Raw genomic sequence first — 20,020 nt, 5'->3', positions numbered from 1 at the left:
AAACAGCCAAGGAGACAAGCACATGGAAGACATCATCGATCTGGCGGCACGGGTGGGCGACACCCTGAAAGCCCGCAACCTGCTGCTGACCACGGCCGAATCCTGCACCGGCGGCGGCGTGGCCCAGGCAATCACGGAGATTGCCGGCTCCTCCGAATGGTTCGACTGCGGCTTCGTCACCTATTCCAACGCCTCCAAGACGGACATGCTGGATGTCTCGGCAGCGGCGATCGCCCTGCATGGCACGGTGAGCGAGGAAATTGCCGCCGCCATGGCCGAAGGGGCGCTGGCCAACAGCAATGCCCATGTGGCAATCGCCACCACCGGCATTGCCGGGCCGGGCGGCGCGGTACCGGGCAAGCCGGTGGGCACGGTCTGCTTTGCCTGGTCCAGGGATGGCGCCACGCATACCGAACGGCTGGTCTTCCAGGGCGACCGCCAGGCCGTGCGCACCCAGACGGTAGCGCATGCGCTAACGGGCTTGCTGAAGTTCCTGCGGTAATATCAAGGTCAGGCGGCGCGCGCGCGATTGATGGCGTCGCGCGTTTCCAGCGCCACGCGCCGGGCTGCCTGGGCGTATTCCTCGCCTGCTGCCGGTTTGGCATACAGGATGGCGCGCGAGGAATTGATCATCATGCCGGCGCCGGCCGCCGTTCTTCCAGCGGTCACGGTGGCGGGAATATCGCCGCCCTGGGCGCCAATGCCCGGCACCAGCAGCGGCATGTCGCCGACAATCGCGCGCACCTGCTCAAGCTCTTTCGGGAAAGTGGCGCCTACCACCAGGCCGCACTGGCCATTCGTGTTCCATTTTTCCGCCACCATGCGCGCCACATGCTGGTACAGGGGCTGGCCGTCGATGTTGAGAAATTGCAGGTCCGAGCCGCCGGGATTCGACGTGCGGCACAGGACGATGGCGCTGCGGTCTTTCCATTCCAGGTATGGCGCCACCGAATCGAAACCCATGTAGGGATTGACCGTGACGGCATCGGCGCGGTAGCGCTCAAACGCTTCGCGGGCATATTGCTCGGCAGTGGCGCCGATGTCGCCGCGCTTGGCGTCGAGCACGATGGGGATGTGCGGATAATACTCGCGCAGGTAGTTGCAGATGGCTTCGAGCTGTTCCTCCGCGCGCAGGGCGGCGAAATAGGCGATCTGTGGCTTGAAGGCGCAGGCAAGGTCGGCGGTGGCGTCGATGATGCCCTTGCAAAAGGTATAGATGGCATTCGGCTCCCATTGCAACTGCTCGGGCAGCTTTTCCATGTCGGGATCGAGCCCCACGCACAGCAGGGAATCATTGGCCGACCAGGCGGCGGCAAGTTTGTCGGTAAAGGCGGTCACGGTGGCAATCCGGTAGAAATGAAACGAATAGAAGCATTGTAACGCGTCATGCTTTCCTTTCAGCGATTCCGATGCAGGTGCGCCCAAGCCGGGAAAAGCATGGTAATTTAGTCTATATATTACGGTCATTTTTTCTTAGGGGAAATCAATATGAAACGCTGGACGAAATACTTCACCATCGCGCTGCTGGTTTCGTTGCTGTCGGCCTGCGGCTATAACGAATTCCAGTCCAAGGATGAAGCGGTCAAGGCAGCCTGGGGCGAAGTGGTCAACCAGTACCAGCGCCGCTCCGACCTGATCCCCAACCTGGTCAATACCGTCAAGGGCTACGCCTCGCATGAAAGGGAAACCCTGGAGGCAGTGACGCGAGCCCGGGCAGCTGCGACCAGCTTCCAGATCACGCCGGAAGTGCTGAACAACCCGGAAGCCTTCAACAAGTTCCAGCAAGTGCAGGGCGAGCTGTCGTCGGCGCTGTCGCGCCTGATGGCGGTTGCGGAAAACTATCCGCAACTCAAGGCCGACGGCTTGTTCCGCGACCTGCAGTCGCAGCTGGAAGGCACTGAAAACCGCATTACCGTCGCCCGCCAGCGTTACATTGTCGCGGTCCAGGATTACAACATCCTGGCGCGCCGCTTTCCGACCAACCTGACGGCGATGGTGTTCAATTACGAAGTCAAGCCCTCCTTCACGGTCGCAAATGAAAAGGCCATTTCGACGGCGCCCGCGGTCAATTTCGGCAAATAAGCGGCAAGCCCGCGGAGACGACGAGCATGACGCAATTGCGCCATCTGGCAGCGCTGCTGCTCCTTTGCCTGGCACAGGCGGCGTGGGCGCAAGGCTTCGTGCCGGTGCCGGCGCTGACGGCGCATGTCACCGACAGCGCCGGCATGCTGACGCCGGCGCAGCGCCAGTCGCTGGAAAGCGTGCTGCAGGAATATGAAACGCGCACCGGCAGCCAGATCGCCATTGTCCTGGTCAGCAAGACCGAGCCGGAAGCCATCGAGCAATACGGCATCCGCGTGGCCGATGCCTGGAAGATCGGCCGCAAGGGCGTTGACGATGGCGTCATCCTGCTGGTGGCCAAGGACAACCCCTCGTCGCTGCGCCGCCTGCGCATCGAGGCGGGACGCGGCGTGCAAGGCGTGCTGACGGACGCGCAATCCAAGCGCATCCTGCAGGACGTGATTGCGCCGCATTTCCGCCAGAATGATTTCTACGGCGGCCTGGCGGCGGGCGTGTCGGCCATCACCAGCCTGCTGGCCCAGGAAAAATTTCCTGCGCCGCAAGCGCGCCCGGGCGAGAGCGCAACCGCAGGGGATGATGGCATCGGCTGGATGCCGCTGCTGTTTTTTGCCTTCATGGTATTCGTGATGATGTCGCGCGCGCGCTCGGCACGGCGGCGCTTCAGCCGCAATGGCTGGGGCGAGGCTGCCGGCGTGATCCTCGGCAGCCATATCGGCCGGGGTGGCTTCGGCGGCGGGCTTGGCGGTGGCGGTGGCGGATTCGGCGGCGGCGACGGCTTTTCGGGCGGCGGTGGCGGCTTCGACGGCGGCGGCGCTTCGGGGGACTGGTGATGAATAAAATTTCGCGTTTTTGCCGCCACCTGTTTACAAGCAGCGCTGCCGCCCGCAAGGCTTTTCCCGCCCAGGCGCTGCAAGCCATCCAGGCAAGCGTGGCCGCAGGAGAAAAGCAGCACCGGGCAGAAGTGCGGCTGATCATCGAGCCCGCCCTGCCCTTTGGCGACCTGATCCAGGGCACGCATTCACGCGCCCGCGCGCGCGAACTGTTTTCGCTCTACCGCGTGTGGGATACCGAAGAAAACTGCGGCGTGCTGGTGTATATCAACCTGGCGGACCACAAGGTGGAAATCATTGCCGACCGCGCCAGCGGCCGGGCGCTGACACCGGCAGACTGGAAGAGCGTGTGCCAGACCATGACGGAGGGCTTTGCCAATGGCATCTATGCGCAAAGCGTGCTGGCGGCCCTGGAAAAACTCAATGACCTGCTGCACCGGCACTTTCCCGGCCAGGGCGCCAGTACCAATGAATTATCGGACCGGCCGCTGATCGTCTGAGCCAGCCGGCCGCGGGTTGGTCTTGCGCCGGCTGGCCATTCCCCTATTTCCGGCTGCGGTCCGCCGCCAGCAGGCGGGCAATACGCTCGGCGTCGCTGGGGTGCGAACTGAAGTATTCCAGCGGTTCAGCCTCCTCTTCGGCAGCCTCGTCATCTTCCTCCCTGCCGCGCCGGCGCTCCGCGCGCTTGCCATCATGCCGATGCTCGCCATCGTCCGGCGCAGCGGACTTGCCCATTTTATCGAACAGGACCGCCATCGGCGTCAACGGCAAACCGTTGGTCTGCATCATGTCGATGGCGTACTGGTCGGATTCACGCTCGAAATCGCGGGAATATTTCTGGTCGAGCAAAAGCACCGGCACCGATGTCAAAACGCTGGAGACATCGCCGATCCACAGGTTCACCAGCACGCCGACCCCAAGGGCCTGAAACAGCCGGCGCACGGAATGGCGATGCTGCAGGTGCCCCAGTTCATGGCCCAACACGCCCAGCACGGCCTCGTCGCTTTCGGCCAGGTTCACCAGTTCATCGGTCATGATGATGACGCCATTGGGCAAGGCGAAGGCATTCGGCCCGATATGGCTGTGCCGGAATTCGAGGCGATAGGGCGTTTTCTCGCCGCGCGGCTGCTTCATCTGGCTAAACAGCCGCTGCAGGCGCGCCTGCACGACCGGGTCAAGCTTACTGGGCGACATGAATTGAGAGTCGATCAGCTTGAGTTGACCCTCGCCGATTTGCTGCTCCAGCGACGCCGGCAAATGCCTGGCCGCCTTGTCGGCAGCCCAGGGCAAGCCCCACTGGTAGCCGGACAGCAGCAAGGCCAAAACGCTCACCAGCGCCAGCAATGACAGAATCCAGTTTCGCTGCCATCGCACGACGCGAGGTTCGCGGTAGCCATTGGCGGCCAGCAGCTTGTCGACACGGCGGTCGCTGATGTGGAGCCTGCTGCCATCTGGCAGATAAAGGATGCGCGGCGCATGGTCGAGGCGCTCGGACACGCGCAACCTGGAGAGCCGGTGACTCAGCTTGATGCCGTCGCCGCGCATTGCCACCACGCGCTTGTGCATGACCACCGTCACAGGCTGGCGGCGGCTGCTTTGACCGTCGAAGTAAATGGCGTCAATCATAGCGCGATATCGATATCGAAAAATTCGCCGGCCTCCTCGCCGGCGGCGCCGGCGCCGTCCACTGCCTGGTCGGAGAAAAATTCTTCCAGGTCGCCGTGCGGCACCACTGCAAGGTTCTCCAGGCGGTAGCGCACCAGGCGCACGGTCGCAAACGGTTTGTACAGGCCCAGCGTCAGCATGATCAGCCCCAGGTTGGAAGCATGGATCCAGAACAGTTTGCGCGCACTGGCCGTGCTTTCAAAGGACACATCTGCCAGTTCCGTGTGGTTCCAGACCAGGTTCTGGATGCGGCTTTCCAGGTAGGAACGTAGCACGAGATACGACGCGTAGCCGCTGGCCATGCCGTACAGGATCTTGAACAGCCAGCCGAATGTCGTGGTCGAAAGATACGCGAACAGGTCGCCCGTCAGAAAGCCGAAAATGGTCACGGGAATGCCGCCAAGCGAGGCCACTGCCATCGATTTGGCATAGACCTTGAAAAACGCCGCGGGGCCGGCATGGAAGAAAAACGGCGACTGGCCGTAATAGGCATTGTCATGCTGGTAGCGCTTGAGCAGGTAATGGGCGAGCGGCACCGTCGCCATCAACACGGCAAACAACGCCACCACTGCCATCACCAGCAGGCCGATACGCGGCCGGGTGTTGAATGAGGCGAACACGCTCCAGGCAAACAGGCCGGTGAAGGCAAGGATCACCGGGAACAGGATCAGCATGCGGTAGGCCTGGGCGACCGTGCCCTGGAAGCGGAAACGCAAGCCGCGGTAGCTGGAATTGGCCAGCTTGAAGCGGAATGCCCGCGACAGCAGCCAGGGCATGATGGCGACTAAAACCAGGACAACTGCCAAGCCGGCAAATGTCGACAGCTCGGAGGCGATCTTGTATGCCACCAGCAAGCCGAGTGCAAGCAGGCGCCCTTTCAGGATCGCCTTGGGGTTGCCGTGGTAATCGAAGATATCGCCGGCAACGCAGGTATTGCGGTAAAAATATTGCAGGCGGCGCACCTTGGCCCAGGCTGAATACACGCCAAGAGTCACGACCGACAGCAAAAGGTTGACGACCCAGATGCGGAAGTACTCGCCGCCGCTGCCGGTGAATTCAAAACGCCGGGCTTCCGTAGTGGCCACGGGGATTGCCGCTTGCTGCCTGCTGGCAGCCGCCGGTTGCGCATGACCCGGTGCAGCCGCAGCGGGGTTGCCGGCCGGGGGCGGTGCCGGCATTTCTTCGAGTCTTAGCGTGCTCGCATCTGTCATGCTGTCTCCGGAAGTGCGTGCGCCGCCTTCTGGCAGCTGCCCTTCTTTCGTGTCAGGGCCGTGTCACGCTTGGCAGATTATCAATGTTTTCTCGGAGCGCAGCAATCTGGAAGGCAATGTGTTGTAACGGCACATCGGCGCGCCCGTTTCAGCCATGCTCATGGACCCATTTGAGCAGCAGGTCCTGGGCGTCGGCAGCGCCGGCAGCATTGGCATGATTGATGAGGAATACCACCACATAGCGTTTGCCGGACGCGGCCAGGACATACCCGGCAATCGCCCGCACGTCGCGCAGATAACCGGTTTTGATGTGGGCCATGCCGGCCACGGCATGGCCGTTCAGGCGCTTGCGCATGGTGCCATCCTGCCCGGCCAGCGGCAGCGACGCCATGAATTCGGGCATGGTTGGCGCACGAAAGGCGGCCTGCAACAGCCGCGCCATGCTGCCGGCGGCAATGCGGCCATCGCGCGACAGGCCTGAGCCATTGTCGATGACCAGTTCGGGCATCTCGAGCCGGCGCGCTACGACCCAGGTCTTGACCACTTCAGCGCCGCCGGCAACCGTGGCCGGTTGGCCGGTAAAGCGCGCCGCCATGTTCAGCAAGAGCTGGCGCGCCATCACGTTGTTGCTGAACTTGTTAATGTCGCGAACCACTTCTGCCAGGCTCGACGATTCCCGCTGCGCCACCAGCCAGGCATCGGCCGGCGTGGCGCCCTCGGTCACGGCGCCCGCAAGGACGCCGCCAAGATCAGCCCACAGGCGCCGGAACACGATCTCGAAATAACGCGCCGAACTCATGTTCCAGGCCAGCACGTGCAGGGTTTTTTCGCCGCAGGCGGCGGGATAGGCGCCACCGAACTGGAGCACGCGGGCATCCTGCGTCATCAACAGCTTTTGCCGCCATTCGCCGCATTCGCCCGCGCCCAGCGCCGGCCCGATCACTTGGAATGTCGCCAGCGGCGGCTCGACGGCCAGCCCGACCCGCCCTTGTGCCGGGTCGGGAAGGAAGCGCACGGTGAAGGACTTAAAGTTGAACAGCAGCGCGTCAGCGCCGGCGTTGTAGGGGCGTCCCGGATCCCCGTCGAATTGCGCCGGATCGTGGTTATCGGGCGCAAACAGGCTGCGGTCGAGCACCAGGTTGCCGCGGATTTCACGTATGCCGCGCGCGCGTATCTCGCGCAGGAATTGCCAGAGATTTTCCACCACCAGGCGCGGGTCGCCGCCGCCCTTGATCACAAGGTCGCCTTGCAGGACGTCGCCTGCCAGCACACCTGTGGCATACACTTCGGTCTTCCACGTGGTCGCCGGACCCAGCAGGTCCAGGGCGGCGCCGGTGGTCAGCAATTTCATGGTGGAAGCCGGATTGAACGGCGTAGCCGGGTTAACCGCGACCAGCACCCGGTCAGCGCCTGCTTCCTGCACCCAGGCGCCGACTGCATGGCCCGGTATGCCGGCACGCTGCAGTGCCTCGATGACGGGCGCCGGCAATGGCTGTGCCCTTGCCCATGGCGTAGCAAGCAGTACTGCGCACATGAAGATCCAAGCACCTGCCTGACGACGGAAGCCCATAAGCATGAAATAACAATAAACGGGTCAATAATGGAAGTTAAAGATCATTATCCCATGCGCCCAACGTGCCACACAGGGCAATCGCGCAAACGACGGGATTGCGCGATTTTTGCAAAAAAAACATTGTTGCAACCACGCACACAACCGGACTTTCGGCCCCTTTTCATTCTTGCGGTTTTGTACTACTCTGGGTCACGCCGCATAGAAACATGAAAAATGGACAAGAGTCTTATAAACAGAATCGGCGAGGAGACAAAGCAGGAATTCGGTGCGCGTTACGTGCGCGTGCTGCGCACCTTGAGCGCCTGCAGCCGCGTTGTCATTCGTGCGACCGATGAGCAGGCACTGCTCGATGAAATCTGCCGCACGATGGTGACGGCGGGTGGCTACACGCATTCCTGGGTCGGCTACGCCCTCGATGACGAACGCATGACGGTCAAGCCGATGGCGAAGGTCGGCTTTTTGGAAAACAATCTCGGCATCGACGACGTATCCTGGTCGGCGGACCGGCCCCAGGGCCAGGGCGTATTCGGCCGCTCGATCCGCAGCGGGCAGCCTGCCATTGTTCGCGACGCCCGCAATTCCCTTACCTTCATGGCGGCCTGGAGCGATGCAACGCGTATTTACAACTACAATTCGGTGCTGGGATTGCCGCTGGTAGTCGAGGGCAGAATCATCGGCGCAATCGGTTTTTATTCCTCGGAATCCGACCGCTTCGATACCGAAGAAGTCGCCCTGCTGAGCGAAGTCGCCAGCGACCTGGCGCACGGCATCGCCGTCATCCGCATGCGCCGCGAGCGCGATGAAGCCCAGGCGCTGCTTGAGCGCGCCAACCACATCCTGGAACAGCGCATCGTCAAACGCACCGCTGCGCTCATGGCGGAAAAGGAACGCGCCACGGTCACCCTGCAATCGATCGCCGATGGCGTCATCACGACCGATGTCGACGGCAGGGTGGACTATCTCAATCCGGTTGCCGAGCAGCTGACCGGGTGGAGCAGCGCCGAAGCCCACGGGCATTTACTCTCCGAAATTTTTCACATTGTTGAAGAAGGCAGTCACACCCCCCTGCCCGACCCGGTGCAGCAAGTGCTTGCCGCCGGCATTGCAGTCAGCCCGCATGACAATGCCGTACTGATCGGCAAGCATGGCAAGGAGTTTGCCATCGAGGAAACGGCGGCGCCCATCCGCGACATCAACGGCCATGTCAGTGGCGTGGTGCTGGCTTTCCATGACGTCAGCCGCTCGCGCCAGATCGCCGCGCAGCTGTCGTACCAGGCCACCCATGACGACCTGACTGGCCTGGTCAACCGCCGCGAATTCGAATTCCGCCTGAAACAGGCCGTCAAGAGCGCCGCTGCGGATAACCGCCAGCATGCCTTCATTTACATCGACCTGGACCAGTTCAAGATCGTCAATGATACTTCCGGCCACTGCGCCGGCGATGAATTGCTGCGCACTGTCGCGGGCCTGCTGCAAAACAAGTTGCGTGCCAGCGATACGCTGGCACGGCTGGGGGGCGACGAATTCGGCATCCTGCTGGAAAACTGCCCGCCCCAGCCGGCAGCGGCAATTGCCGAAAGCCTGCGCGACACCGTCAGCGACTTCCGCTTCATCTGGCAAGGCAACAGCTTCAATGTCAGCCTGTCGATCGGCGTGGTCAGTTTCACCGGCAACGACATGAGCGAGTCGGATATTCTGGCCGCTGCCGATACCGCCTGTTATCTCGCTAAGGAAAATGGCCGCAACCGCGTCCACGTCGGCCACCGCGAAGACCACGACATCACCATCCGCCAGAGCGAAATGCAATGGGTCAGCCGGCTGCGCCTGGCGCTGCAGGAAGAACGCCTGCAATTGTATTGCCAGAAAATCGTGCCCCTGGATGCGGCCGCAGGCAGCGCGGGAGCGCATTTCGAGTTGCTGCTTCGGCTGCGCGACGAGGAGGGCCGGCTGGTTCCGCCAGGCGCCTTCCTGCCGGCAGCCGAGCGTTTCGGCCTGATGCCGGCCATCGACCGTTGGGTCATTTCCAGCGCCTTCGCCAATTTCGAGCAATTGAATCCCGTTGCTGGAGAGGCGCTGGAAATGTGCGCCATCAACCTGTCCGGCGCGTCGGTTTCGGATCCGGAATTTCTTGACTTCATTTTGCGCGAACTCGAGCTGTACAAGATCCCGACTCACAAGGTCTGCTTCGAAATCACTGAAACGGTGGCAATCGCCAACCTGACGCAGGCAACCACTCTGATCAACCGGTTGCGCGCGGTCGGCTGCAAGTTTGCACTCGATGACTTCGGCAGCGGCATGTCGTCCTTTACCTATCTCAAGCAGCTGCCGGTGGACTACCTGAAAATCGACGGCAGCTTCGTCAAGGACATGCTGACTGACGCGGCCGATGCGGCCATGGTGGAAGCCATTAACCATATCGGCCACACCATGGGCTTGCGCACCATCGCCGAATTCGTTGAAAACGACGCCATCCTGGCGCGACTGAAAGATTTGCGGGTGGACTTCGGGCAAGGCTATGGCATTGGCAAGCCCGTCCCCTGCGGGCACTGGAGCACGATTGCGCTGGCGAATGCCTGACTGCAGCTGCATTAAACGAAATAAAAAAGCCCTGCGAAAATCGCAGGGCTTTTTTCATCGGGCGGCCCAGCCGCCCCATCGCACACCCGTCAATTCATGATCAGGTCGGCTTGTTTGGTGGTCGTTAAAGTTTGCAGGCCGAAGTGTCCCAGCGCGTAGTCGTAGCTGGCATTCTGCATGTCGATGTTGCTGGTATGCGCACCCCAGACATAGCAACTGCCCATGCAAACGATTTCATCCATCCAGCTCTTGATCGAATACATCTTGGCGCCGTAACGCTTGTTCTTGACCGAATTAATCAGTGGGCTGTCGATCGACAGGCCGGCCGAACCGCAGGTCGCGGACAACACGTTAAAGGGATAGACGCCGCACGAATTCAAGCCGTGCTGGGCACCGGCCACGCCGATGAAGCTATTCACCTTGGACGAATAGCCCAGCTCGTTGATCGCCTTCATGGCCAGCGTCACGCCCATGGAATGGCCGATGACATCGATCTTGCCGGTGCAAGAAGCCGCCAGTGCCGCTTGCAGGGAACTCTTGACGACGCCGGTATTGGTACTGTCATGGCTATTGCTGCCGGCATTGGTCTTGGAACCCCAGTTCGGACGGTACAGTTGCGAATCGAGGTAACCGCGGCTCTTCAGGGTGCTGACCGTATTGTTCCAGCTCGACGGCGACGCCGTATTGCCGTGGACCAGCACGACATTGTCGAGGCAGGCGGCCTGGGCGGCGAAGCTGGAAACTGCCAGGGCAGCGGCGGCGAGCAAGCGGGAAAGCGAGAATGCTGATGTCATGATGTCTCCTCTTGTTGTGATAACCAGCCGCCTCTGGTGTTTTTTATGGTTAAGGCGGCATTTGTCGTCAGCTCCCGGTCAATTTCCGTCGGTGCGGCGTTCCAGCGGCTTACGAGTGAGTCCACTTTAAAGTTTTTCTATAAAGCAATCCACTCCCTGTTCGGATAGTGCCTGGAAACAATATGCAAGCCAGCCGATAAACACTATCAGTAAATTTAAAAATACTACCCAAAGTAAAATTATGCCATTCCGAGAGCAATCTGCGATGCAAACTAATGACCAAAGGTTTTTGGATAGAAAATTTCAATACCAAACGGGGACCAATTTGCCACGGTAAGCGCCGGTGTGGGCTTGATCTGCGCGGAGCATGGCGGTAAGGTAGAAACGTGCGCAAAAGCAGCGTTGTGTTGCCCGATGCATGCGCGAATGGCCTTGACCCGGTTTTGCTTCCTGACAGGTGCTTCATGAATGACGCCGACGGTATCGCGAACGAAACGCATCCAGCCGTGCAAGCGCTTGTCGCTGCGCAAGAGTCGGGCCGGGCCGCGTTGAAGCCCAAAGGCGCCTGCTGGTATTGCAATGCGCCGCTCGATAATGTCCGGCGGTTTTGCAACAAGGAATGCGCGGAAGATTACCGCACCGAGGAAGAAAACTTTCGGCAGGCGTAATATCGGCAATCGCTCCTGGTGAACCTGATCCGCCGCATGATGCCTAACATCCTGGAATCCTGGTGTCCTAGGAGGCGTCCCTGATGCAAACAGATACTCCATCCCGCTTCGTTCAGTGCCTGCAATTGCTCCGCCTCCTGGGGATTATCTGCTGGCGCTGGGCCACACCCTTTTGGCGCTTTCGCGACGCGAACATGGGCACCCCTGAACAGCGCAGCGCCAATTATCGCTATAACCGTGCCCAGCGCGCCCTGCTGCCTGCCTATACGCTGAAATGGCTGGGCATCGCCGTGTCCATGCTGATGCTGCTGCAAATTTATTCCGGCATGCTGGCGCAGGCCATGGAAGGCACCGCAGCCTATTTTTGCGCCGCCCTGTTTTGCGTCAGCAGTGGCATTGCATTTTCCTTTGCCTGCGTCGTCATCGCCATCCTGCTGGCGTGCTACCTGTTTTTTACGCACATCAAGGATTGATATTCACCCGTCCATGACAGCGACCGGTAGCGGCCGCGACACGCCGCTGCGCCTGTTCTATGCCCTATGGCCGGATGAAGGCGTGCGGGAAGCATTGCAAGCACTGCAAGCCCGCGTGCATGGGCGGCATATCCAGCCAGGCAGCCTGCATGCAACACTGGCGTTTCTCGGCAACCAGCCCGCAAGGCACTTGCCGCTCCTGGAAAACCTGCTCGCAGAGTTGCCGCGCAATGCCTTTGCACTGCAGATCGACCGGTTGGGATATTTCAGGAAAAACCGCATCGCCTGGGCCGGCAGTCATATGGCGCCGGCAGCGCTCACTGTGCTGCAGGCCTCGCTGTCAGAGGCGCTGGGGAGGCACCACATCAATTTTGATAATAAGAAAGATTTCAAGGCGCACATTACGCTGGCGCGCGATGCGGATGCGCCGCCGGACCTGCCCTTCGAGCCATTCACCTGGCAAGTCAACCAGGTCGCCCTGGTGCAATCGCTGCAGGAAGGCAGCCGCCTGGCATACCGGGTGCTGTCCTCGCGCCGCCTTGATGCGGCGACTTAAGTTGTCTTGGCGGCTGTCGCGGCCTGCGCCAGATTCTTCAACACCTGTGCAGCTGCCACAAGACCGAAGGATGCCGTCACCACCATGGCAGAACCGAAGCCGGCGCAATTCAGGCCAGTAATGCCGGCATCGTCCGCATCGTCTGATTCACCTTGCCCGCTGATTTCGCAAGCCTGCGCGCTTTCCGGAAAGCGCAGCGGCTCAGTGGAAAACACCGCGTCGATACCGAACTTGTTCTTGGTGCCGCGCGGGAAACCATATTGCTGGCGCAAGCGCTTGCGCACCTTGGAGAGCAAGGGTTCCTGCTCGGTGCGGCAAAGGTCGCGCACTTCGATTTTAGTCGGATCGATCTGGCCGCCGGCGCCGCCGATGGTGATCAGCTTGAGGCCGTGTTCGCGGCAATAGGCGATCAGCGCGGTCTTGGCGCGGACATTGTCGATCGCGTCGATGATGTAATCGTAGTTGCCGGCGCCAATCATTTCATCGAGGTTGTCGGGGGTGATGAAATCCTCGATTTCAGTGACACGGCAGTAGGGATTGATTTGCGCGATACGCTCGGCGAGCGCCGTTACCTTGGCTTTGCCAAGCGTATCGGTCAAGGCGTGGATCTGGCGGTTGACGTTGGATTCGGCCAGGTTATCCAGGTCGATCATGGTGATGCGGCCAATTGCAGAACGCGCCAGCGCCTCGACGATCCAGGAGCCGACACCGCCCACGCCGATCACGCAGACGTGCGAAGTGCGGAAACGTTCGAGGGCTGCAGCGCCATAAAGACGGGCGATGCCGCCGAAGCGGCGCTCATGATCAATGCCGTCGCCAGTTGCAGCGAGCGCAGAGGGAGATAATTGGAGTAAAGCAGACATTCCGCCATTTTACCGGACGGAAAGCCGAAATTTTCTTCTACAATGAATTTTTGCGGACTGATGCCAACTTGAAAATGACAAGGATGAAATGATGGGAAATTCCCTATTTGATACGGCTCCCGGCTTCGATGAACCGCTGGCAGTACTGCGGCATTGCCATACGCGCATTCGCAAGCAGCTTGTCACGCTGGATAAATTGCTGGCGCACTTGCCGCAGCATGGCGCAGATGTTGAGGCGCAACAAGCTGCCCATGCCGTGCTGCGTTATTTTAACGATGCGGCACCACTTCATCATGAAGACGAGGAAGAGGATCTGATGCCGCAATTGGAAACGAGCGCCAGCGGCGACGATGCCAGTCAATTGCAGACCCTCCTGCCGAGGATACTGGAGGAGCACCGGGAAATGGCAAGCCTGTGGCTGGCGCTTGACCGTGAACTGAGTACAATTGCAAGTGGGCAATCCGCGCAATTATCCCCGGACGGGGTTGCGCGCTTTGCCAGCTTGTATGAAGCGCATATGGCACTGGAAGAAAGCGTGATTGCCCCGATGGCAAAGCGTCTCTTCAGTGAAGCGCAAATGCACCAGTTGGGCGACGCCATGCGCGCGCGCCGCGGAATTTCCAATACATGAAAAGGAAACAAGATGTCGATTGCCGGACTTCGCAAGGATTACAGCCACGCCAGCCTGTCGGAATACGATGTTGACCATGATCCGATCAAGCAGTTCGGCAAGTGGTTCGATGAAGCGCTCAAGGCGCATGTGCCGGAAGCCAATGCCATGAGTGTCGCGACCGTCGGTGCCGATGGCAAGCCATCCTCGCGCATCCTGCTGATCAAGGAATTCGACGTCCGCGGCTTCGTATGGTTTACCAATTACGCCAGCCGCAAGGGACAGGAACTGGAAGCCAATCCGCACGCAGCATTGCTGTTCCACTGGATCGAACTGGAGCGCCAGGTACGAATTGAAGGCCGGGTAGAAAAAGTAGCAGCCGAAGAAAGCGATGTTTATTACGACAGCCGGCCGCTGTTAAGCCGCCTGGGAGCGATCGCCTCCGAGCAAAGCCGTCCGGTGGACAGCCGCGGCACTCTGGAAAAACGCTTCGCCGACGTGAAAGAGCAGTACGGCGACCATCCGGCCCGCCCGGCACACTGGGGCGGCTACCGGCTGGTCCCGGAAGCGATCGAATTCTGGCAGGGCCGCAGCTCGCGCCTGCATGACCGGGTGCTGTATACCCGCGATGCCGGCGGCGCGTGGCGGATACAGCGGCTGCAGCCGTAAAGCGCATTGCGCAGGCAGTGGCCGTTTTCTCAAGCAAGGAGGCACCATGTTCTGGGAAAACAGGCTCGACCACTGGGTCAACCAGGTGCGCGATCAAGCCGCCCTGCCGCTGCGGCTGGAATTATGGAATGGCAGGCGCTTCGATTTCTCGCAATCGCCGCAAGTCACCATCAGGGTGCCGCAAGCCTCGTCACTGGCTTACCTGTTGCGCCCGTCACTCTCCAACCTGGGCACTGCCTATGTCGAAGGCAAGCTCGACATCGAAGGCAGCGCCAGCCAGATCATCGACGTCGGCTCGGCCCTTGCGCGACGCACGCTGCAGCCCATCGGCAAGCTGGGCCGCTTCGCGCGCCACTTCCACCATACCCGCAAAGTGGATGCCGAGGCGATCCGCTACCACTACGACGTCTCCAACGACTTTTACCGGCTCTGGCTGGATGAAAACATGGTGTACTCCTGCGCCTATTTCGAAAACGGCGACGAGACGCTGGCCCAGGCGCAACTGAAGAAAATCGACCATATCCTGACCAAGATCCAGCTCCGGCCCGGGCAAACCCTGCTGGACATCGGCTGCGGCTGGGGTGCGCTGGTCATGCGGGCGGCACAAAAATTCGGCGCCCGCTGCGTCGGCATTACCCTGTCGGAAAACCAGCATGCACTGGCGAGCGAACGGGTCAGAAACGCCGGACTCTCCGACCGCATCGAGATCCGCCTGCAGGATTACCGCGACGTTTCCGGCAGCTTCGACCGCATTACCAGCGTGGGCATGTTCGAACATGTCGGCTTGCGCCACCTTGAGGAATACTTTGCCTCCATGCGCCTGCTGCTGGCCGACGATGGCATGGCGTTGAACCATGGCATTACCAGCACCGATGCCGACAGTGGCGAGACGGCCTATGGCGGCGGCGAATTCATTGAAAAATACGTTTTCCCGCACGGCGAATTGCCGCATATCGGCCTGGTATTGAAGAGCATGCAGGAGAGCGGGATGGAAGCGCTCGATGTGGAAAACCTGCGCCGGCACTATGCCAGGACATGCGACATCTGGGCCGCCAGTTTCGAGGCGAATGCAGAACGCATCCATGCGACGATTGACGAGCGCCAGTTCCGCATCTGGCGCGTCTACCTGGCCGGCTGCGCCTACGCCTTCGACAATGACTGGGTATCGATCTACCAGGTGTTGTGCACAAAGGCGGGCCGTCCGGCCGAGGTGCTGCCGCGCTCGCGCCGCTACATGTATGCCTGAACCTGCTTTGCCCTGAACCTACCTGGCCTTGTCGGCGAAGACCTTGCGGAACTTTGCCACCTTGGGCGCCACCACGAAGGCGCAATAGCCTTGCAGCGGATTCTGGCGGAAGTAATTCTGGTGGTAGTCCTCGGCCTTGTAATAGGCCGGCAGCGGGCTCAGTTCGGTGACGATCGGCGCATCCCATACATTGGCCATTTCGGCGATCACATGCCTGGCCGTATCCTGTTGCCCGGGCGTATGGTAATAGATGACGGAACGGTACTGGGTGCCGCAATCGTTACCCTGGCGATTGAGGGTCGTCGGGTCGTGGATGGTAAAGAAAATCTCCAGGATCTCACGATAGCTGACAATCGCCGGATCGAAGCTGATGCGCACCACTTCGGCGTGCCCGGTCTGGCCGCCGCACACATCCTCGTAGCTGGGATTGGCGACTGCGCCGCCAGCATAGCCGGACTCCACGTGCTGGATGCCTTTCAATTCCTGGTAGACGGCTTCCAGGCACCAGAAGCAACCGCCTCCCAGTGTTGCGATTTCGGTGGTCATGCTGCACTCCGTTCAAGATGGGCACGATGGCGGCGTTCGCCATTGCCACGCCAGTTTACCTGGTCATTATAAGCGCTGAAAATGATGCGCACCGTAAAACCCGCATCCCCCGGCAATTTCCCCTTATCTGCGCCTTGGTGTATCATTTTTGTTACTTTTCGGCCTTTGATGCGCCAGACAGAACAAAACAGGCCCTAGATGCACAATAGTCTTCCGCGTGGTGTCACCGATCCACTCGACACCCGCCATTTTCGCAATGCCCTGGCCCAGTTTGCCACGGGCGTGACCGTCGTCACCGCACGCGCAGAATCCGGCGAATTCATTGGCCTGACCGCGACCTCCTTCAATTCCGTGTCGCTTGCGCCGCCCCTGGTGCTGTGGAGCCTTGCCAACAGCGCCCGCAGCTTGCCGGTATTCCAGTCCTGCTCGCACTACGTCATCAATATCCTGGCTTCGCACCAGGCCAGCCTCGCCGACCGTTTCGCGCGCCGCATCGAGAACCGCTTCGACGGCGTGGATTTCGCATTGTCGGCGACCGGCTTGCCGATCCTGCAAGGCGTGGCCGCCTGGTTCGAATGCCGCAACCGGAGCCGCTATCCGGAAGGCGACCATGTCATTCTGGTCGGCGAAGTCGAACACTGTGCTGTCGAACCGCAACCGGCTTTGGTTTTTCATAGCGGCAAATTCGTTGCGACCAACATCGAATAAATACTGGCTTCACCAATCTTTCCAAACGACCATGACTTCCACCTCTACCACACCAAAAACCAAAGCCCAGTTTCACTGGGAAGATCCGCTCCTGCTGGACCAGCAATTGACCGAAAGCGAGCGCATGGTGCGCGATGCCACGCGCGCCTATTGCCAGGACAAGTTGCAGCCACGCGTGCTGGAAGCCTTCCGCCACGAGCGCATGGATGCGGCGATTTTCCGGGAACTGGGCGAGCTCGGCTTGCTCGGCGCAACCATCCCGGAAGAATACGGCGGCGCCGGCCTGAATTACGTCAGCTACGGCGTGATCGCGCGCGAAGTGGAGCGCGTCGACTCGGGATACCGCTCGATGCTGAGCGTGCAATCCTCGCTGGTGATGTTGCCGATCTATACCTTCGGTACGGAAGCCCAGCGCCAGAAATATCTGCCTAAACTGGCCAGCGGCGAATTCATCGGCTGCTTCGGCCTGACCGAACCCGACCATGGCTCCGACCCCGGCTCCCTGGCAACCCGCGCGAAGAAAGTCGCAGGCGGCTATTCCCTTTCCGGCAGCAAGAACTGGATCACCAATTCGCCGATCGCCAATGTCTTCGTGGTGTGGGCCAAGGATGACGAGGGCGCCATTCGCGGCTTCGTGCTGGAAAAAGGCATGGCGGGCCTTTCTGCACCGGCGATCCAGGGCAAGTTCGGCTTGCGCGCCTCGATCACCGGGCAGATTGTCATGGACGGCGTATTCTGCCCTGAAGAAAACGCCTTTCCGCAAGTGCGCGGCTTGAAGGGCCCCTTTACCTGCCTCGATTCGGCGCGTTACGGCATTGCCTGGGGCGCGCTGGGCGCCGCCGAATCCTGCTGGCACACGGCGCGCCAGTATGTGCTGGACCGCCAGCAGTTCGGCCGCCCCCTGGCCGCCAACCAGCTGGTGCAAAAGAAGCTGGCCGACATGCAGACGGAAATCGCGCTGGGCTTGCAGGCATGCCTGCGGCTGGGCCGCATGAAGGATGAAGGCTCGGCCTCGGTGGAAATCACGTCCATGCTCAAGCGCAATTCCTGCGGCAAGGCGCTCGACATTGCCCGCGTGGCCCGCGACATGTTGGGCGGCAATGGCATCTCCGATGAATTCGGCATCATCCGCCACATGCTCAATCTCGAAGTCGTGAATACCTATGAAGGCACGCACGATGTGCACGCCCTGATCCTCGGCCGGGCGCAAACCGGCATCCAGGCATTCCAGCCCTGATGTCATTCCTGACAAGCTTCTTCCTTTTTCAAGGAAGAAGCTGACGTATCCGCAACACGCCTTCCCCCTTCCAGCAATTCCTCATTTCCCTCTGCAATCTACCGAGATATTCGATTCGGAAATGCGTGCTATCAAAACATGTGATTGGCATTGCTATCTCACGTCGCTGAAAATCTGCGAAATTTCTAAAAAACAATAAACGATGCTGGCATCCCTGCCCACAAGGCGGTGAGTGGCGCCTGATATCCCGTTCCAGGCTTGTCGGAGGCAGATCGAAAACCAAAAACAACCTCATCAGGGAGTGTCATCCATGAACAAGAAATTTGCAGCAATCGTCCTGCTCCTGGCCGCGTCCGCCGCGACCCGGGCCAATGAATTCGACGTCAACAACAATCGTCTTCTGGTCAGCGGCAACACCATCTCGACCAATGTGTATTACGCGGATGTCAGCGGACCAACCGGCAACAGCACGCTGGGCAATATCCGTATGTACTATGACTATTCCGATACCTATTCGGGATATGCCTCCAACCCCAACTACTGGAATTACAACTGGTCGGCTTACCTGCAGGCCGGCAGCGCACTCGGGCCCCTTGGCCCCATGGGCTATACCGGGCCGCTGAGTTCGGTGGGCCCGCTGTGGGGGGCTCGTTTTCATGGGGCAGCATTTCCTGGTTCCCGAGCAGCTACTCGTCCTGGGTAGGCAGCTATTTCTGGAATGGCGACCCGCTGTTCGGTTCTTCTGCCCCTTTCGGCCCGACCGGTCCGCTCGGCGCCAGCGGGACGCTTTCCGAACAGGCGCTTTACCGCAGCATGCCGCACCTGAATGAAAATATCGGCTCGGCGCACCAGGAGCAAACCTCCGACTACAACGACTTCCCCCATCAACTCGACCCTGCTGGCGTCTGGGGCATCCTCGGTCCGGTCGGTCCGTTCGGCGTCCTGGGTCCGCTGGGGCCGCTTGGCAAGCTGGGCTACGGCGCTTCCGGCCTGGTTTCGATCGATGCCACGACCGGCGACATGGTCGCCAGCGGACAGGTCAAGCGCACCCTGGAAGTCCAGTACGATACTGCCAGCCCGGCCACCTATCGCAACTACCCGTTGTCCGAACTGTACCCGCGCGCCAACCTGGTCAGCCGTCAAGCCAATCCAAGCAACTTCGTCAACGATACCTCGTTCTCGGTCGACGCCGTCTCGGCAAGCTGTACCCTGAGCTATTCCTCCAGCGCCAACCACACGTTCTACTTCAAGTCGAAATCCGACCAGTTCGTCTCGCTCGTGCTGAGCAATACCAACGCCTATGCCGAGCTCGACTTCGATGTCTACGTCAAGGCCGACAGCAGCGGCACCTTCGATTCGGCGAGCGATGCGGCCACCTGGTTCGGCAGCCCGAGCAAGAAATTCGGCGTCAATACCGCGTCGGCACTGTGGGGCGGCAGCGCGGTCGGCTACCAGGACTTTGCCGTTTTCCGCGCCAAGAAAGACGATGTGATCAAGGTCGTGGTGAAAGCGCCGTTTGCCACCGGTTACGACATGTGCGGCTACCTTCTGCATGTGACCGGCAGCGGCTTCCAGACCAAGACCGCTGGCGGCACCTATGCCGACTCGACCCTGTTTGCGCCGCGCCGCACCAGCGCATCAACCGGCTACAAGACCTTCAATGTGACCGGCGTGCACCAGCAAGCCTTGTCCTGGTAAGGACGGGCGCCTGA

Annotated in this window: 22 protein-coding genes; 14 read left to right on the top strand and 8 right to left on the bottom strand. The window is 60.5% G+C overall.

Annotated elements, in window-relative coordinates; translation table 11 throughout:
• Window positions 1-22: 22 nt before the first annotated feature.
• Entirely contained in the window at window positions 23-502 is a 480-nt protein-coding gene (locus tag EKL02_RS05465) for a CinA family protein (RefSeq protein WP_128901104.1), read from the top strand.
• 8 nt (window positions 503-510) lie between these two features.
• On the opposite strand, the gene pyrF is transcribed toward EKL02_RS05465, so the two are convergent.
• On the bottom strand, window positions 511-1,338 hold the full coding sequence (gene pyrF, locus EKL02_RS05460; protein WP_241687792.1) for an orotidine-5'-phosphate decarboxylase: 828 nt from the start codon (window positions 1,336-1,338) through the stop codon (window positions 511-513).
• A 150-nt stretch (window positions 1,339-1,488) separates the two neighbouring features.
• Between pyrF and EKL02_RS05455 the strand changes: the two genes are divergently transcribed.
• The 3 genes from EKL02_RS05455 to EKL02_RS05445 are packed head-to-tail and all read left to right on the top strand — an operon-like array spanning window position 1,489 to window position 3,412.
• Complete coding sequence (locus EKL02_RS05455) at window positions 1,489-2,082, top strand: LemA family protein (RefSeq protein WP_128901102.1); 594 nt, start codon at window positions 1,489-1,491, stop codon at window positions 2,080-2,082.
• Between the two features lie 26 nt (window positions 2,083-2,108).
• Window positions 2,109-2,912, top strand: coding sequence for a TPM domain-containing protein (locus EKL02_RS05450; protein WP_128901101.1), 804 nt, complete (start codon window positions 2,109-2,111; stop codon window positions 2,910-2,912).
• Window positions 2,912-3,412: a TPM domain-containing protein gene (locus EKL02_RS05445; RefSeq protein WP_128901100.1), complete on the top strand. Its 501-nt coding sequence runs from the start codon at window positions 2,912-2,914 to the stop codon at window positions 3,410-3,412. The genes EKL02_RS05450 and EKL02_RS05445 overlap by 1 nt, the downstream gene beginning before the upstream one ends.
• A 43-nt stretch (window positions 3,413-3,455) precedes the next feature.
• Here the strand turns inward: EKL02_RS05445 and EKL02_RS05440 are convergent, their stop codons facing one another.
• From EKL02_RS05440 to dacB, 3 genes are all read right to left on the bottom strand, one after another.
• A complete protein-coding gene (locus EKL02_RS05440) occupies window positions 3,456-4,538 on the bottom strand; it encodes a M48 family metallopeptidase (protein ID WP_128901099.1) in 1,083 nt (360 codons plus the stop codon).
• Entirely contained in the window at window positions 4,535-5,788 is a 1,254-nt protein-coding gene (locus EKL02_RS05435) for a YjgN family protein (RefSeq protein ID WP_128901098.1), read from the bottom strand. Before EKL02_RS05435 ends, EKL02_RS05440 begins: the two co-directional genes overlap by 4 nt.
• Window positions 5,789-5,936: 148 nt before the next feature.
• A complete protein-coding gene (gene dacB / locus EKL02_RS05430) occupies window positions 5,937-7,322 on the bottom strand; it encodes a D-alanyl-D-alanine carboxypeptidase/D-alanyl-D-alanine-endopeptidase (RefSeq protein ID WP_241687791.1) in 1,386 nt (461 codons plus the stop codon).
• 252 nt (window positions 7,323-7,574) lie between these two features.
• Here dacB and EKL02_RS05425 point away from each other — a divergent pair, with 252 nt between their 5' ends.
• Entirely contained in the window at window positions 7,575-9,938 is a 2,364-nt protein-coding gene (locus EKL02_RS05425; RefSeq protein WP_128901096.1) for an EAL domain-containing protein, read from the top strand.
• 89 nt (window positions 9,939-10,027) lie between these two features.
• Here the strand turns inward: EKL02_RS05425 and EKL02_RS05420 are convergent, their stop codons facing one another.
• Window positions 10,028-10,732 (bottom strand): alpha/beta fold hydrolase, encoded by a 705-nt coding sequence (locus EKL02_RS05420; protein WP_128901095.1) that lies wholly within the window; start codon window positions 10,730-10,732, stop codon window positions 10,028-10,030.
• A gap of 272 nt (window positions 10,733-11,004) precedes the next feature.
• Window positions 11,005-11,502, bottom strand: a complete 498-nt coding sequence (locus EKL02_RS18125; protein WP_164931954.1) for a hypothetical protein — start codon at window positions 11,500-11,502, stop codon at window positions 11,005-11,007.
• A 92-nt stretch (window positions 11,503-11,594) separates the two neighbouring features.
• Between EKL02_RS18125 and EKL02_RS05410 the strand changes: the two genes are divergently transcribed.
• Window positions 11,595-11,873 carry a hypothetical protein gene (locus tag EKL02_RS05410; RefSeq protein ID WP_128901094.1) on the top strand — a complete coding sequence of 93 codons (279 nt, stop codon included), beginning with the start codon at window positions 11,595-11,597 and terminating at the stop codon, window positions 11,871-11,873.
• A 13-nt stretch (window positions 11,874-11,886) separates the two neighbouring features.
• The gene (gene thpR / locus EKL02_RS05405) at window positions 11,887-12,429 is read left to right on the top strand and encodes an RNA 2',3'-cyclic phosphodiesterase (protein ID WP_128901093.1); all 543 of its coding nucleotides are present in this window, start codon (window positions 11,887-11,889) and stop codon (window positions 12,427-12,429) included.
• Here the strand turns inward: thpR and tcdA are convergent.
• The gene (gene tcdA, locus EKL02_RS05400) at window positions 12,426-13,292 is read right to left on the bottom strand and encodes a tRNA cyclic N6-threonylcarbamoyladenosine(37) synthase TcdA (RefSeq protein ID WP_128901092.1); all 867 of its coding nucleotides are present in this window, start codon (window positions 13,290-13,292) and stop codon (window positions 12,426-12,428) included. The genes thpR and tcdA overlap by 4 nt on opposite strands.
• A gap of 91 nt (window positions 13,293-13,383) precedes the next feature.
• Between tcdA and EKL02_RS18485 the strand changes: the two genes are divergently transcribed.
• The 3 genes from EKL02_RS18485 to EKL02_RS05390 are packed head-to-tail and all read left to right on the top strand — an operon-like array spanning window position 13,384 to window position 15,817.
• Complete coding sequence (locus tag EKL02_RS18485; protein WP_241687790.1) at window positions 13,384-13,923, top strand: hemerythrin domain-containing protein; 540 nt, start codon at window positions 13,384-13,386, stop codon at window positions 13,921-13,923.
• A 12-nt stretch (window positions 13,924-13,935) separates the two neighbouring features.
• On the top strand, window positions 13,936-14,571 hold the full coding sequence (gene pdxH, locus EKL02_RS18480) for a pyridoxamine 5'-phosphate oxidase (RefSeq protein WP_241687789.1): 636 nt from the start codon (window positions 13,936-13,938) through the stop codon (window positions 14,569-14,571).
• 46 nt (window positions 14,572-14,617) lie between these two features.
• The gene (locus EKL02_RS05390) at window positions 14,618-15,817 is read left to right on the top strand and encodes a cyclopropane-fatty-acyl-phospholipid synthase family protein (protein ID WP_128901091.1); all 1,200 of its coding nucleotides are present in this window, start codon (window positions 14,618-14,620) and stop codon (window positions 15,815-15,817) included.
• Between the two features lie 18 nt (window positions 15,818-15,835).
• Here the strand turns inward: EKL02_RS05390 and msrA are convergent, their stop codons facing one another.
• Window positions 15,836-16,363, bottom strand: coding sequence for a peptide-methionine (S)-S-oxide reductase MsrA (msrA, locus tag EKL02_RS05385; RefSeq protein ID WP_128901090.1), 528 nt, complete (start codon window positions 16,361-16,363; stop codon window positions 15,836-15,838).
• A 198-nt stretch (window positions 16,364-16,561) separates the two neighbouring features.
• On the opposite strand from msrA, the gene EKL02_RS05380 reads away from it, so the two are divergent.
• The 4 genes from EKL02_RS05380 to EKL02_RS05365 all read left to right on the top strand — a co-directional run bounded on the left by EKL02_RS05380 (window position 16,562) and on the right by EKL02_RS05365 (window position 20,006).
• Window positions 16,562-17,071: a flavin reductase family protein gene (locus EKL02_RS05380; RefSeq protein ID WP_128901089.1), complete on the top strand. Its 510-nt coding sequence runs from the start codon at window positions 16,562-16,564 to the stop codon at window positions 17,069-17,071.
• A 31-nt stretch (window positions 17,072-17,102) separates the two neighbouring features.
• The gene (locus EKL02_RS05375; protein ID WP_128901088.1) at window positions 17,103-18,308 is read left to right on the top strand and encodes an acyl-CoA dehydrogenase; all 1,206 of its coding nucleotides are present in this window, start codon (window positions 17,103-17,105) and stop codon (window positions 18,306-18,308) included.
• A 310-nt stretch (window positions 18,309-18,618) separates the two neighbouring features.
• Window positions 18,619-19,011, top strand: a complete 393-nt coding sequence (locus EKL02_RS05370) for a hypothetical protein (protein WP_128901087.1) — start codon at window positions 18,619-18,621, stop codon at window positions 19,009-19,011.
• Window positions 18,948-20,006 carry a hypothetical protein gene (locus EKL02_RS05365; RefSeq protein WP_128901086.1) on the top strand — a complete coding sequence of 353 codons (1,059 nt, stop codon included), beginning with the start codon at window positions 18,948-18,950 and terminating at the stop codon, window positions 20,004-20,006. The genes EKL02_RS05370 and EKL02_RS05365 overlap by 64 nt, the downstream gene beginning before the upstream one ends.
• The last annotated feature ends 14 nt before the right edge of the window (window positions 20,007-20,020 follow it).

The sequence above is a fragment of the Janthinobacterium sp. 17J80-10 genome (assembly GCF_004114795.1).
In the GTDB taxonomy this organism is placed as follows: Bacteria; Pseudomonadota; Gammaproteobacteria; order Burkholderiales; family Burkholderiaceae_D; genus Paucimonas.
The sequence above is the reverse complement of the archived record's forward strand: the minus strand, read 5'-3'. Positions and strand labels throughout refer to the sequence as shown.